Source organism: Kaistella sp. CFF1-2, from assembly GCF_059509915.1.
Genome location: NZ_JCAKLF010000001.1, coordinates 198,109 through 212,163 on the forward strand (window position 1 = coordinate 198,109; position 14,055 = coordinate 212,163).

General features: G+C 35.3%; 17 protein-coding genes. 4 read left to right on the forward strand and 13 right to left on the reverse strand.

Going from position 1 to position 14,055, the window contains the following annotated elements:
* Positions 1-21 precede the first annotated feature (21 nt).
* Entirely contained in the window at positions 22-1,290 is a 1,269-nt protein-coding gene (locus AC5XHR_RS00920) for a UDP-N-acetylmuramoyl-tripeptide--D-alanyl-D-alanine ligase (protein WP_495948891.1), read from the forward strand.
* A gap of 9 nt (positions 1,291-1,299) precedes the next feature.
* On the opposite strand, the gene AC5XHR_RS00925 is transcribed toward AC5XHR_RS00920, so the two are convergent.
* Complete coding sequence (locus AC5XHR_RS00925) at positions 1,300-1,902, reverse strand: NUDIX hydrolase (RefSeq protein WP_495948892.1); 603 nt, start codon at positions 1,900-1,902, stop codon at positions 1,300-1,302.
* 38 nt (positions 1,903-1,940) lie between these two features.
* Here AC5XHR_RS00925 and AC5XHR_RS00930 point away from each other — a divergent pair, with 38 nt between their 5' ends.
* Positions 1,941-2,327: an SRPBCC family protein gene (locus AC5XHR_RS00930; RefSeq protein ID WP_495948893.1), complete on the forward strand. Its 387-nt coding sequence runs from the start codon at positions 1,941-1,943 to the stop codon at positions 2,325-2,327.
* A 30-nt stretch (positions 2,328-2,357) separates the two neighbouring features.
* Here the strand turns inward: AC5XHR_RS00930 and AC5XHR_RS00935 are convergent, their stop codons facing one another.
* From AC5XHR_RS00935 to bamG, 3 genes are read right to left on the reverse strand one after another with little or no spacing between them, the layout of a single operon-like run.
* Positions 2,358-3,404: an anhydro-N-acetylmuramic acid kinase gene (locus AC5XHR_RS00935; RefSeq protein WP_495948894.1), complete on the reverse strand. Its 1,047-nt coding sequence runs from the start codon at positions 3,402-3,404 to the stop codon at positions 2,358-2,360.
* Between the two features lie 17 nt (positions 3,405-3,421).
* Positions 3,422-4,009: an LPS export ABC transporter periplasmic protein LptC gene (lptC, locus tag AC5XHR_RS00940; protein WP_495948895.1), complete on the reverse strand. Its 588-nt coding sequence runs from the start codon at positions 4,007-4,009 to the stop codon at positions 3,422-3,424.
* 4 nt (positions 4,010-4,013) lie between these two features.
* Positions 4,014-5,285 (reverse strand): BamG family beta-barrel-assembly machinery protein, encoded by a 1,272-nt coding sequence (gene bamG / locus AC5XHR_RS00945; protein WP_495948896.1) that lies wholly within the window; start codon positions 5,283-5,285, stop codon positions 4,014-4,016.
* Positions 5,286-5,445: 160 nt separating this feature from the next.
* Between bamG and AC5XHR_RS00950 the strand changes: the two genes are divergently transcribed.
* On the forward strand, positions 5,446-6,573 hold the full coding sequence (locus AC5XHR_RS00950; RefSeq protein ID WP_495948897.1) for a DNA polymerase III subunit: 1,128 nt from the start codon (positions 5,446-5,448) through the stop codon (positions 6,571-6,573).
* 187 nt (positions 6,574-6,760) lie between these two features.
* Here the strand turns inward: AC5XHR_RS00950 and rplI are convergent, their stop codons facing one another.
* The 7 genes from rplI to AC5XHR_RS00985 form a co-directional block, all read right to left on the reverse strand.
* Positions 6,761-7,279 (reverse strand): 50S ribosomal protein L9, encoded by a 519-nt coding sequence (rplI, locus tag AC5XHR_RS00955; RefSeq protein WP_495948898.1) that lies wholly within the window; start codon positions 7,277-7,279, stop codon positions 6,761-6,763.
* 166 nt (positions 7,280-7,445) lie between these two features.
* Positions 7,446-7,748, reverse strand: coding sequence for a 30S ribosomal protein S18 (gene rpsR, locus AC5XHR_RS00960; protein WP_495948899.1), 303 nt, complete (start codon positions 7,746-7,748; stop codon positions 7,446-7,448).
* 28 nt (positions 7,749-7,776) lie between these two features.
* Complete coding sequence (gene rpsF, locus AC5XHR_RS00965) at positions 7,777-8,118, reverse strand: 30S ribosomal protein S6 (RefSeq protein ID WP_495948900.1); 342 nt, start codon at positions 8,116-8,118, stop codon at positions 7,777-7,779.
* Between the two features lie 86 nt (positions 8,119-8,204).
* A complete protein-coding gene (locus AC5XHR_RS00970) occupies positions 8,205-9,548 on the reverse strand; it encodes a chloride channel protein (protein ID WP_495948901.1) in 1,344 nt (447 codons plus the stop codon).
* Between the two features lie 14 nt (positions 9,549-9,562).
* Positions 9,563-10,042 (reverse strand): GNAT family N-acetyltransferase, encoded by a 480-nt coding sequence (locus AC5XHR_RS00975; RefSeq protein ID WP_495948902.1) that lies wholly within the window; start codon positions 10,040-10,042, stop codon positions 9,563-9,565.
* A gap of 39 nt (positions 10,043-10,081) precedes the next feature.
* Positions 10,082-10,576 carry a SixA phosphatase family protein gene (locus AC5XHR_RS00980; protein ID WP_495948903.1) on the reverse strand — a complete coding sequence of 165 codons (495 nt, stop codon included), beginning with the start codon at positions 10,574-10,576 and terminating at the stop codon, positions 10,082-10,084.
* A gap of 88 nt (positions 10,577-10,664) precedes the next feature.
* The gene (locus AC5XHR_RS00985) at positions 10,665-11,966 is read right to left on the reverse strand and encodes a dihydrolipoamide acetyltransferase family protein (protein WP_495948904.1); all 1,302 of its coding nucleotides are present in this window, start codon (positions 11,964-11,966) and stop codon (positions 10,665-10,667) included.
* Between the two features lie 227 nt (positions 11,967-12,193).
* On the opposite strand from AC5XHR_RS00985, the gene AC5XHR_RS00990 reads away from it, so the two are divergent.
* Positions 12,194-12,484: a putative quinol monooxygenase gene (locus AC5XHR_RS00990; protein WP_495948905.1), complete on the forward strand. Its 291-nt coding sequence runs from the start codon at positions 12,194-12,196 to the stop codon at positions 12,482-12,484.
* 46 nt (positions 12,485-12,530) lie between these two features.
* On the opposite strand, the gene lipB is transcribed toward AC5XHR_RS00990, so the two are convergent.
* Both lipB and trpA read right to left on the reverse strand, forming a co-directional pair.
* Positions 12,531-13,253, reverse strand: coding sequence for a lipoyl(octanoyl) transferase LipB (lipB, locus tag AC5XHR_RS00995; RefSeq protein WP_495948906.1), 723 nt, complete (start codon positions 13,251-13,253; stop codon positions 12,531-12,533).
* Positions 13,254-13,287: 34 nt separating this feature from the next.
* Positions 13,288-14,019, reverse strand: a complete 732-nt coding sequence (trpA, locus tag AC5XHR_RS01000) for a tryptophan synthase subunit alpha (RefSeq protein WP_495948907.1) — start codon at positions 14,017-14,019, stop codon at positions 13,288-13,290.
* Between the last annotated feature and the right edge of the window lie 36 nt (positions 14,020-14,055).

Sequence of the window (14,055 nt, forward strand, 5' to 3'; positions counted from 1 at the left end):
AGGATTTTTTATTTTTGACGTATGAATGTAAGCGAGTTTTACGCCCTGTATCAAAAGGCGAATAAAGTAACGATTGATAATAGAAAAATTGATCAACAAGATATTTTCTTTGCCTTTAGTGGTGCTAATTATAATGCAGCAACTTTAGCGGAGAAAGCCATTGAGCAAGGTGCATTGGCCGTTATTGTCGAGCAAAAAGAATATGAAAATACAGCTAAAAATATTTTCTATGTTCCCTCGACTTTGGAGTTTCTGCAAGATTTAGCCAAAGAACATCGCAAACACCTTCAAATTCCCATTATTGGGTTGACAGGAAGTAATGGCAAGACCACCACAAAAGAGTTGATTAGTGCCGTACTTCAAGAAAAATTCAAAGTTCAGTTTACTCAAGGAAACCTTAACAATCATATCGGAGTTCCTTTAACGATACTTTCCATCAAACCAGAACACGAAATTGCGGTGGTAGAAATGGGAGCCAATCATCAAAAAGAAATCGAACTTTTATGCAGTATTTCACAACCTGATTATGGCTATATTACGAACTTTGGTAAGGCTCATTTAGAAGGCTTTGGAGGTTTTGAAGGGGTAATTAAAGGGAAATCTGAATTGTATGATTATTTGATTCAAAATAACAAAACAATTATTGTCAATGATCAAGATGCTATTCAAGTTGAAAAAACGGAAAATTATAGCAACAAAATAAGTTTTGGAACGGACGATTCTAATTATCAGTTTCAAGAATTTTCGGATGATCATCGAGTTGGAATTCAATATAGAAATGAATCGGTTTTATCCAATTTAACGGGGAATTATAATTTTACCAATCTTTGTGCAGCAGCGACTTTGGGAATGCATTTCGGAATTTCTTTCGAAGATTGTATGGATGCTTTTCAGAACTATGTTCCTACTAATATGCGTTCGCAAATCATGAAAAAAGGGGAGCATACATTGATTTTGGATACCTATAATGCCAATCCAAGTTCCATGCAAGCTTCGCTTCAAAATTTCGCTTCTTTTGAAGGTTCTAAAACCATTATTATTGGTGATATGCTAGAATTAGGTGACGAAAGTAAAAAAGAACATCAATCCATTTTATTACTGGCTAATAGTTTCGGATTTGATCAAATTTTTACGGTTGGACAGCATTTTAAAGAAATTAATCATGATGATTCTTTCAATTCAACAGAAGAGTTTTTAGCGTACTTAAAAGACAATCCAATAACCTCGAAAACAATCTTACTGAAAGGTTCTCGAGGAATTGCATTAGAAAAAATTATAGAGGCTTTGTAGCCTCTATTTTTATTTGATTCCTTGATCGTTTAAAATCAACTGTATATTTTTAAACGTATTTGGGAAAACCTGATTTCGAATTTGATCTTCATTCAACCATTGCACATCGGTAATACCTTCTTCCACTTGTGGGACCGGATTTTCGGCTCCAAAGAAATCCATTTTAAACCAATGCGTCATTTTCAAAACTTGATCACCATTACGTTCTGTATAAACGTGGTAGGTTGTTGTAATAAAATCTTGCAATGTAATATTCGTTAAAAGCGTTTCCTCGGCAACTTCACGTACAGCTGCATCTTCCAGAGATTCTCCTTTTTCGATCTTACCTTTAGGAAGATCCCATTTGCTTAAACGATAAATGAAAAGAATTTTATTCTCCAAATTTCGCACGATTCCACCAGCGGCTTCAACGATTCTAAAAAGAGATTTGAAATCGTCCCAAATCACATCGGTATGCTCTCCATACAGATTTATATCGATAGTCGAGGTGTTTTGTAGCTGATCAATAGCCATTTCTAGCGAGTGCGTCCCATCAAATTGTATGTGTTTTGCTGCATCAATACGATCTTTGCTCAAAGTGAGTCTTTTTTCATTAATAAAAACTTTATACATTTGTAGGGCTTTTGAATATTAGATACAAAAATATAAAAATGAATTTAGAAGGAAGAAAAATAGTCGTAAATAAATCGGTTGCCGAACTTAAAGAATTGTTGAAAAAACCTCAAGATTACGAGCAATTGATGCCAGAAAGTTTACAAAAATTCGAAGCTCGTGAAGACGGATTCAAATTTAGCTTGAAAGGAATGCCTGAAATTGCTTTGAAAATCGAAGATGTTACCGATCAACAAGTGGTTTTAAAATCGGCAAGTTCTAGTTTGGATTTTGCTTTGACAGGAACTATGAATCCTATTTCTGAGCAACAAACTGAAGTTCAGTTATTGTTTGAAGGAAAGTTTAATCCATTTATCAAAATGATGGTGGAAAAACCTCTTCAAAACTTCATTAACTCGTTAACCGATCAAATCGAGAAACTTTAAAATAAGAATCCTGCAATAAGCAGGATTTTTTTATGCAATGACACCAGTAGAATGATCTTCGGAACTTCCCGTTGCCGATGATAAAACGTTGACTTCATTTCGAAGTTTGAGTACGCCCATCAAAGCGAATATCAATGCTTCTTTGTAATCGGTTAAAATCGGTGAACCTATTTCTAATGAAGTATTCGTTTTCTTTTCGATGGATTGAATCAAAAATCGATTGTACGCGCCGCCACCTGTACATAAAACCTTTTTCAACTGAAATTGATTGATAACTTTCGCCATTTGTATAGCGCAATGTTCTGTAAATGTTGCTAAAGCATCTTCAGATTTCAAACCTAATAATAAAGGAAAACAATGCTCTTGAACCCATTCTAATCCTAAAGATTTCGGTGGATTTTGAGAATAGAATGCTAAATCATTTAGCTGAGATGAGATTTCAGGTTGAATTACGCCGTTTTCAGCGAGTTTTCCATCTTCATCAAAGTCTTTTCCCAATTGATTCGCAAAATGGTTTAAAACAATGTTTACAGGGCAAATATCAAAAGCGATTCGTTTTCCAGAATTTTGAAAGGAAATATTTGAAAATCCACCAAAATTAAGACACGAATCGTAATCTGAAAATAGCAATTGATCTCCTATAGGAACGAGTGGAGCGCCATTGCCGTCTTTCAACACATCTTGCGTTCGGAAATCATAAATCACGGGAAGTTTGGTCACTTCTTTAATAGCGCGACCATCTCCAATTTGCGTCGTAAATTTCAAATGCGGTTGATGAAAAATGGTATGCCCATGACTCGCAACAACATCAACGTCTGATATTTGATGCATGTTGATAAACTCTAAAACTTGATTTCCTAAATAAAATCCATAATCGGAATGCAATTTCATTAAATCCATCGCTGAAAAATGAATTGCATCTTTCAAATTGGATTTCCAATCCGATGAATAGGGAATTGTTTGAGCTTTTAAAATTTCAAAATTCCATTTGGAATTGTAATCGAAACAAACATAGCAAATATCTAAACCATCCAAGCTGGTTCCCGACATTAATCCTATGGCGTGGTAGGTTTTCATGGATATAAGAGCAGGATTTATTTCCCAAATTTAGGAATATCTCCTGAAGTAGGCATTTCTCCGTGATTGTTATAGAATGTATATTCTGAGAAATCATCGTTTGCAATCATTCCATTAACACCAATGAGCGTTCTTCCAACATTATCTCGCACAAACACCGTGTCTTTCGTGTACATTTTCTTTTTATTGCGATCCCAAAAGATGGTTTGAGTAGCGAAAGACGTTCCTTCATTAGTTAAAATTTTCACATCACCTTTGGCTTCGTAAAAATTCTTTTTCTCGAACATAATGGCGTGATTAGCCCAGATTTTTCCTGGAATTTCAGGTTTTTTCTTATCAAAATATTCCAGGTAAATTCCTTTTTTAGCAACGACGTAAGGTGAGTCAATATGAGAGAATTTTTCAATAATGGGAGCTTTAAATCGCAAACTCACTCGCCCAGAATCATGCTGAATGATATTAGCATTGAAAATAATCTCCGATGCAAAATTTGTTTTTTGCTTAGAGTCATCCTTTACCTCGGCATCATCACATGAGGTAAAAACAAAAAATACAGCGCAACACAAGATTGCAGCCGTATTTTTATATGGTAAAAATTTTATCAATTTTTTAATCGTATTCTGTCTTTCTGAACCAAAGATCAGCAAAGTTTAATCCAATCTTAAAGTTAACGAAAGTTTGGTTAATTAAATTATTCTGTATTGTTCCTCTTTTTCCAAGTTCCAAACCAAGATCAACATAACTCATACGGTTGATATTTGAGTTTGCAAATGGAAGAGAAGCACCAACGGTTAATGCGTATTCGTTGATGTTTTTGTTGTTCAGTTGTAAGTTTCCTTTTTCGTAATACGCACCAAAACGGTAGATTACTCTTGAGAAATAATTTCTAAAGTTATTGTAGTTCGGCAAATACCAACCACCGGCAGAAACTCTGTACGAATCTTGGTAGTTAAAAGGTTTTCCTAAAAACTGAATATCTTGTCCTTTTTTGAAATCAAATTGAGTTGAGGCAAACCATTTTGCATCATGACCGTAACCAACTCCTAATGAACCTTGCATTGGAATTAAGTTTTTGTCTTTACTCTTTGTTTCTTCAATAACATTTTCGTTGAAACGATCTTCGCTTGTTACAAAATAATATGTTGAGTTTTTATAACGCGTTTCCATATCTCCCGTTGTTCCGAACGTATAGGTTGCTCCCAACGTTAATTTACGATCGTTTTCGTATTTCTTTTGATAAACCGCACCCGTCGTAAAGTTGAATGCTTTGATGACGTTTGTTGTTTCAAAACCATTCACCAAATCTGCATCAGTAAACGAAATCTCTTGTTTATCGCTCAATTTTCCAAAATAGAAATTGGTACGGAAACCTAATGAAAAATTCGGGTTAATTTGGTACGATAAAGCTCCTTGTACATTAGAAAGTGTTCCGTTTCCTGAAAAACGATTGACTTTCGTTGTACCATCAACATCTTGCGAGCTTACAATTTCATACGCTTTCGAGCTGTACGGCTGATATCCCAAACCAAATTTCACTTTCTTAGCCAATGGAAATGCCATTGAAATATTCGAAAGATAAGTAGAATGTTTAGTTGATTTGGTATCTAAATAATCCGTTTTGAAATAGTTATTTTCATTGGTTGCCTCAATCGTAAACGATGTTAAACCAAAATTTTGGTTGGCAGCTGGATTAGAAAAATTAAACTTGTTGTTAAAGTCATTTACATACGCTGTGGAAACTCCACCCATCGCAGAAATGTCCACTGTATTGTCATATTTTACATCACCAATTCCAAATGCAGCGTACGGAGAGTTTCCTATAGTTTGCGCGTTGAGGAAATACCCCGCTGAAATGAATGACAGCACTACGATTTTTTTCATTCTTTATTTAAAAAATTGAGTGGCAAATATCTAAAAATATTAGGACTTTTGAAAGTAACATTGGTTAAAGTTTGTTAAGTACTTCAAATTCATAAAATATTCTTGATTTTCGAAGGTCTATTTTCGAGATTCTAGGGTAATTTTCCTATTTTTGAAGAATATGAATTGGGACGAAGTTATTGGTCAGGATGATCTGAAAAAGCAGCTACAGCAAAGCATTGATGATACTAGAGTAGGGCAAAGTTATCTTTTTGTAGGACAAGAAGGTCACGGCGTTCTTCCCTTAATTTTGGCATTTAGTCAAGAAATTCTAAAACGTGAAAATCCGACCGCCGAACACAAGATGGAAACCTTAAATCACATGGATTTCCATTTTAGCTTCCCTTCCTATGTTGTAAATAAGATCAATTTAAGCGCAAATTTCATTGGTGAATTTCGTGATTTGGTTTTAGAAAACCCATATTTCAGCATCAATGATTGGGGCGAAGTAATCGGTGTTGAGAAGCAATTAAGTATTTCCGTTGCTGAAATGAGCAGCATTATGGAAAAAATGACGCTTAAAAGCTACGAAGGTGGACATAAAATCTTAGTAATTTGGCGAGCCGACAAAATGAATACGGAATCCGCTAATAAATTTCTGAAACTCCTAGAAGAACCACCACAAAAGACGATTATTTTCTTAACAGCAGAATCTTTAGATGGTTTTCTACCAACGATAATTTCAAGAACGCAAGTTTTTGAAATCCCAAGAATTGCGGATGATAAAATTAGAGAAGGCCTTGATAGTTTTGTTGATCTAAATGAAAATCAAAAAGAAACCATTGTTCATAAAGTTCAGGGAAATTGGAACGACGCTTATAAATTAGCAATACACGATCCTGCTGGAGAAGAGTTTGAAGATTATTTTATTAAGTGGGTTCGCGATGCCTTTATGGTAGTGAAAAGTCCGTCTAAATTGAGGGAAATCATGCAATGGGCAACGGAAGTTTCTAGTTGGAGTAAGGAAAAGCAAAAGAAATTTTTAGAATATTGCGGTGAAATTTTCAGAATGGCTTTATTTCAAAACTATGCTGCAGAGAATTTAGTTTATACCAAAATTGATGAGCAAAAATTGAAATGGGAAAAGTTTGCACAATATATTCATGGAGCCAATATTGAGGATATTTTAACCGAATTAAGTACAGCAAATCTTCATATTACTCGAAATGGAAATGTGAAAATAATTTGGACGGATTTAGGTATTAAAATGTCTCGATATCTGCATAGACCAGCCGCATCGAAAGCTTAGTAAAATAATATAAACTTTGTTCAACTCTAGCGCGTTGTCATTTCGACTCAAGGAGAAATCTCTTTGTTCAGAACAAGATTTCTCACCTCGCTTCGCTCCGTTCGAAATGACAATGAGTAGATAATAATTAGAAACAAAAAAAACCTTCGAAAAAATCGAAGGTTTCTTTTTTAGTATGTTATAACTCTTATGCTTCTTCAGCTGGAGTTTCTTCAACTTTTTTAGGAGCAGGAGCTGCTTTTGGAGCAACTTCAACTGGTGCATCAGATACGATATCGAATTCGTAGTTGTACTCAACATTTCTGTGAAGTCTGATAAGCGCAGCAAATTTACCTGTTCTCTTAATTGTGTTACCAGGGATTTTAATGTATTTTCTGTCGATATCAACACCTGCTTTAGCCAATTCTTCAGAAAGGTTTGCGTTGTTGATAGAACCGAACAATTTATCACCAGTTCCCACTTTAGTAGCGATAGTGATAGAAGTTTTCTTCAATTGCTCAACTTTAGCGTTAGCTTCAGCAACCAATTTAGCTTCTTCTTCTTTTCTAGCTTCTAAAGTAGCTTCTAGAGCTGTTTTATTTTTAGGTGTAGCCAAAACTGCAATTCCTTGAGGAATTAAGAAGTTTCTTGCATAACCTGGCTTTACGTTTACTGTATCAAACTCAAGTCCTAAGTTTTCTACGTCTTTTTTTAGGATAATTTCCATTTTGTTGTTGTCTTGTTTAGATTTTAGAAGTTAGAGGTTAGAAATTAGAATTTAGACCTAAGTCTGCTATCTGAAATCTGTTGTCTAGTATCTAAAACAGTTAGAATTTATAATAATTTATTCAGCAACAAAAGAAGAGATTGCTCTCTTCTTTTATTAATTTTTCTTATTTCAAAAGGTCTGCTACGTAAGGTAGTAAAGACAAATGTCTTGCTCTTTTAATCGCTGCAGAAACTTTTCTTTGGTATTTCAAAGATGTACCTGTATATCTTCTTGGTAAGATTTTACCTTGCTCGTTAACGAACTGCAATAAGAAATCAGCATCTTTATAATCTACATGCTTAATTCCGTATTTTTTGAATCTACAGTATTTTTTTTCAGTTTTTGTATTGATATCAAGTGGTGTAAGGAACTTTACTTCAGATTCTCCACCAGCTGATGCTTGTTTTGCCATATCATCGATTGCCATAACTTTTAATGTTTTTAAGGGTTAATAATTAAGCTTTAGCTGATTTTAATTTTGCTCTTCTAGTAACAGCATAATCTACAGCGTGCTTATCCAATTTTGTAGTAAGGTAACGGATAACTCTTTCATCACGTTTGAAAGCAAGTTCTAATTCCGATACAACAGTTCCTTCACCTTTGAATTCGATCAAAGTGTAGAATCCGTTCTTTTTCAATTGGATTGGGTAAGCTAATTTTTTTAGTCCCCAGTTTTCTTTAGCAACGATTTCGCAATTGTTAGCCTTTAAAAGGTCTTCAAATTTTTTCACTGCTTCCTCCACCTGAGCATCAGATAGAACGGGAGTTAAAATGAAAACAGTTTCGTAGTTGTTCATAAGGTTTAATATTTAATATAAATAATTCGAGGTGCAAAAGTACATCAATTTTTCCTTTCGCACAATAGAAATTCGAAATAATGCATTTATTTCCGCAATTCTCGGAGAAATCCCAATTTCAGTTCTTCATAAAGAGAATGTCGACTTACTAAAATTGAAGCCAAAGAGGACACCATTCCGGCCAACATTAAGTAGAATATTAATGAATGTCGATCCGTCATCTCTAAAACAATAATTGCTGATGTAAAAGGCGCTCGAGTGATTCCTGTCAAAAAAGCAACCATACCACAAAGCCCAATAACATTGGTTTCTTGAGGCGAAAGTTTGATAATCCCGCTAATCACGGAACCAATACTAGCTCCCGCAGAAAGGGCAGGAGCGAAGATTCCACCTGCACCGCCTGAAGTAAAAGCGACGGCTGGACCAATCATCCGTAAAATAGGGACATACCAATCTTCTTGTTTATTATCGGTAAATAAAATTCGTTCCATAATTTCCTTACCCGAACCTAAAATTTCGTTATTTAGAAAAAAGGCGATACATGCGATAAATAAACCTGAAAATGCAAGAAAAATAATATTGGCTTTATCTGTTTTTAGACGCTTTTTCCATTTATTAATTTTAAGCATAATCACCGAAAGTTGACTCGCTAAAATTCCACATAAAGAAGCAACAAGAATCGCTGGAAAGATAATACTGATGGAAACATCATGCGTTTTTGGATATCCTAAATAAAGATACGAACCCGCAAGCGTTTGAGCAGTAAGTCCAGCAACGATAACCGCCGTAAACAAAGCCGTTTTGAAGTAATTGATATGCGTTTTAGCTAATTCTTCAACGGCAAATACAATTCCACCCAAAGGCGTATTGAAGGCTGCCGCCAAACCAGCCGCCGCGCCCGTCATAATCATGTTTTTCTTAGAGATTTTCGGCCACCAAGACGGAAGACGTTCATTCACGGCACGAAAAACAGAACCTGCAATTTGAATTGTTGGACCTTCACGACCCACAGCGCCACCGCCCATCACTAATATCACGGAAGAGAGAATCTTCAACAATAAAATCTTAATGCTTAGTAATTTCGAAATTAAATAATGTTCTTTCGGATTAGCTAGTTCGACCGCTGCCATCACTTGTGGAATTCCACTTCCTTTGGCGTAAGGTGCTGCCTTTCGGATGATGTACCATGACAAAACAAAACCTGTGGGCGCCATAATAAAGATCATCCAATTGTTCCATGCTAGGATAAAATGTAAGGACTTTTCACCCCATTCGAAGATTTTCGCATACATCACCGCAAAAAAACCTGTTATCACCGAACCAATCCAGAAGGGAATCGCTTGAAGCAAATTGTGTTTCAAACGTTCATTTCGAATATTATCAAATGATTTTTTTAAGCTTTTTCGAATGGCAAATACGATTTTCTTCATCTATAAAATGGATATTAAGCTTGTTGAGAAAGGGAGTCTATTCCTTGTTTTGTTAAACGAAATACGGTCCATTCGTCCATTGGAGTTGCCCCTAAAGATTTGTAAAATTCGATTGAAGGCGTGTTCCAATCTAAAACACTCCATTCCATGCGGCCGCAATTACGTTCTTTTGCAATTTTAGCCAATTCAATTAACAACTTCTTTCCATAGCCTTTGCCACGGCAATCAGGTTCTACAAAAACATCTTCCAAATACAAGCCAGGTTTTCCTACAAACGTTGAAAAATTAAAGAAATATAAGGCGAAACCAACTGGTTTTTCGTCTTCTTCAGCAATGATTACTTCCGCAAAATTTTTATCAAATATGTTTTCACGCAACTCTTCAACACTGGTTATCATTTCGTTTTCTAGCTTTTCATAAATCGCTAGTTTGCGTATTAAATCATAAATTGTAGCGGCATCCTGAGGGACCGCTTTGCGAATCGAAAATGTCATTTTTGGGTATTTTTGTGAATAAAATTCAAAGTTAAGAAATTAGTATTGCTTTGTCGAAAGACTTACTTTATTTCTTTTCAATTTAACAACAATATAGGTAGAGTAGTCTGTTTCGGGGATTTCAGAATCTGAATTTTCAACACCCAATTCTTTTGCTAAAGGAAACATCGTGTTAGAATGTCCGACAACGATTAGGTTTTTCCCTTGATATTGCGTTGTGATTTTTGAAGCTAAAGCTTTTAAATTTTTAGCATCGTATTTTTGAACAGAAAGCTGATGCGTTTCCGCTAAAGGTTTTATCGTTTGTTCCGTCCTTTTGTACGATGTAGAAAACACGGCATCAACTGATTTATTTTTAAACATTTTATCCAAACGAGCGGCTCTTTTGTGCCCTTCCATATTCAAATTTGGGTTTCGATCTTTTGGATTTTGCATTTCTTTTTCGGCATGTCGAAACAAATAAACCGTTGTTGTTTGTCCAAAAAGCGTGGCATTGAACATCAACATTAGTAAAATCAATATAACTATTCTCATAAAATTTTCTTTTAACAACTTCAAATATACATGTAACCAAAGAAAAAACCTCCAGAATTTCTGAAGGTTTTTGTGCGTATTTATAGGATTATACTTCTGTATTTAGATCCCAGTTTTCAAGATAATCGTGAACATGCTTCAAGAACATTCCTCCCAAAGAACCATCTACAACTCTGTGGTCGTATGAATGCGACATGAACATTAAGTTTCTAATCGCGATTACATCACCATCCGGAGTTTCAAGAACCGCAGGCTTCTTCACAATTGCACCAATTGCTAAAATTGCAACTTGAGGCTGAGGAATAATCGGTGTTCCCATTAGGTTTCCGAAACTTCCCACATTCGAAATCGTGTAGGTTGCTCCTTGCGTATCTTCTGGACGCAATTTTTTATTTCGTGCGCGGAAAGCCAAATCATTAATCGCTTTAGCTAAACCTGAAAGCGAAAGCTGATCTGCATTTTTAATTACAGGAACAATTAAATTTCCGTCTGGTAAAGCCGTAGCCATACCAATATTGATGTTTTTCTTTTTGATGATTTGATCGCCATTCACCGACACATTAATCATTGGATAATCTTGAATCGCTTTCACAACCGCTTTCACGAAAATAGGCATGAATGTAAGTCTTTCACCTTCTCTTTTTTCAAAAGCGCCTTTGTTTTTATTTCTCCATCGCACGATATTCGTTACATCCGTTTCGATGAACGACGTTACGTGTGGCGCAATTTGCTTCGCTTTCACCATGTTTTCAGCGATAATCTTACGCATACGATCCATTGGGATAATTTCGTCACCTGCCGCTGTAACCGTAGCTACTGGCGTTGCCGTTGCTGCTTTTGCAGCTGGTTGTGCTGGAGTAGAAGCTGCTGCTGGAGCCGCTTGTGGAACTTGACCTCTATTTTTTACAAAAGTTAAAATATCTTCTTTTGTTATTCGTCCTTCTAGTCCGCTTCCTTGGATAGAATCCAATTCCGCTTGGGTAATATTTTCTTCAACAACAATTGATTTCACCAAAGGAGAAAGAAATTTGTCACCACCAATTGCTGCAGCTGAAGCCGCTTTCAAAGGTTGTTCTAGTGTTTGAACTACTTCTGGAGCTGGAGTCGATGCAGGTGTTTCCGCAACTTCTGTCGTTGCACTTCCTTCACCTTCAACCTCTAAAATAGCAATCGCTTCACCTACTTTTGCTACTTCATCTTTCTGCTTTAAGATTTTGACAATTTTACCAGAAACTGGAGTTGGAACATCAGAATCTACTTTATCGGTTGCAATTTCTACTACAGAATCATCTTCTTTAATTTGGTCTCCTTCGTTGTACAACCAACTGATAATGGTAGCTTCCATTACACCTTCTCCCATAGAGGGAAGTAACAATTTGTATTCGGCCATTTTTTATTTTTTGAACTTTTACAAATATATACAATTTTATAAAATCGACAATATTAAACAAAAATTTTACGAATTTGATAATTTTCGAGATGCTGATAGCTTGAGTTTGAGGATTTAAAAATAGAGAAATGCCTTTGATTTATTTTTAATTTGAATGAAATTTTATGATTTTATTTACACAGAAAATAAACTTGATTATGTATTTTCGCTACTTCGAAAAATACATTATGAACTTACATATTATCGCTCTATTCCGTTTTAAGGAAAATTATTTGATTGACGCAATCGAGTTGCTTAAAAAATTGGCTAACGAAACTCGTAAAGAAGAAGGTTGCTTGCAGTACGATATCATTGAAGATAAAGAGCAAAAAGGAATTTTCTTTATCGTGGAACTTTGGGAATCTGAAGAGCATCATTACAAACACAGCACTACAGAGCATTTGGATGAATTTAGAATTCAAGCATCCAAAATTTTAGAAGAAAAGACAGAAGTTTATAAAGGTTTTAAAGTTTTTTAAAAACATCATAAAAATAAAAATCACCTTTTGAAAGGTGATTTTTTTATTAGATAAACTCAGCGCCGAAGACGTCTAAGAAATGCTTTTTGATTTTTTCTTTTACTTCCTGAACTTCCGCTTCAGAAAACTCACGTTCCAATTCACGTTTTAGTGAAGTCACCGATTTGTCTTTTATTCCGCAAGGGATAATGTATTCAAAATAACGCATATCGGTATTCACATTCAATGCAAAACCGTGCATCGTCACCCATTTAGACGTTTTTACGCCCATCGCACAAATTTTACGTGCATACGGCTTCCCAACATCCAACCAAACTCCCGTTTCGCCTTCACTACGCTCGCCTTTCAAACCGTATTCAGCAATAGTTCGGATGATAACTTCCTCCAAATTTCGCATATACAAATGAATATCTGACTTGAAATTATCCAAATCCAAAATAGGATAGCCCACGATTTGTCCAAAACCATGATATGTAATATCGCCACCGCGATTGGTTTTCACGAAGGTTGCGTCGATTTGTTTTAGCTTTTCTTCGTTCGCCAACATATTATGCTCGTCGCCTGATTTCCCTAACGTATATACATGCGGATGCTCTACAAATAAGAAATAATTCGGTGTTTCTTCGTAAATTTCATCGGTACGATCACGGTTCTTCAATTTCAAATCGATAATGCTTTGCATCAACGATTCTTGCTTTTCGAACGCTTTTACATAATCAGTAACACCTAAATCTTGAAAGTGCAATTTTTTATTTTGGGTAATGGTCATATCTTGAATTTTGAAGGTGTAAAAATAAGGAATTTTAATTTCTTATGCTATGAATAAATTCTTTTGCTTTTTCCAAACTTGGATCTTCGAAAAGTGTCTTTACAAAAGCCGTTCCAATGATTCCGCCCGCTGCTTTTTCCGTTACCGATTCAAAATCAGCTTGATTTTTAATTCCAAATCCGATAAATACTGGGTTTTTCAAAGGTAAATTTGCTAATCGATTCAGATAGTTTTCGTTTTTCAATTCTGCATTTTCATTTCCGGTTGTAGATGAAGAACTTACAGCATACAAGAATCCAGAACTCAATCCATCCAAGTACAAAATACGTTCATCAGACGTTTCTGGAGTCACTAAGAAAGAAAAATTCAGTCCAAATTTAGCTAAAATGGATTGATATTTTCTTTCAAATTCAATCGGTGGAAGGTCTGGAATAATCAATCCAGAAACATCAACTTTCTGACAGTTTTCGCAAAAATTTTCAAATCCAAATTGAAGAACGGGATTCAAATAGCCCATTAATACTTTTGGAATGGTTACTGAATCTTTAATTTCAGATAATTGTTGAAATAAAATTTCAATGCTCATCCCGTTTTTTAAAGCCAATCCATGCGCATCTTGAATTGTCGGACCATCAGCAACTGGATCGGAATAGGGAATCCCGATTTCCATCATATCTGCACCCGAATCTTGAATCGTTTGCGCAATTTTAGGCATATCAGTTAAACCAGGAACGCCCGCAGTGAAATAAATATTTAGTTTTTTCATTTTGTTGTAAAAAGTAAAATGTACAAAGTACAATGT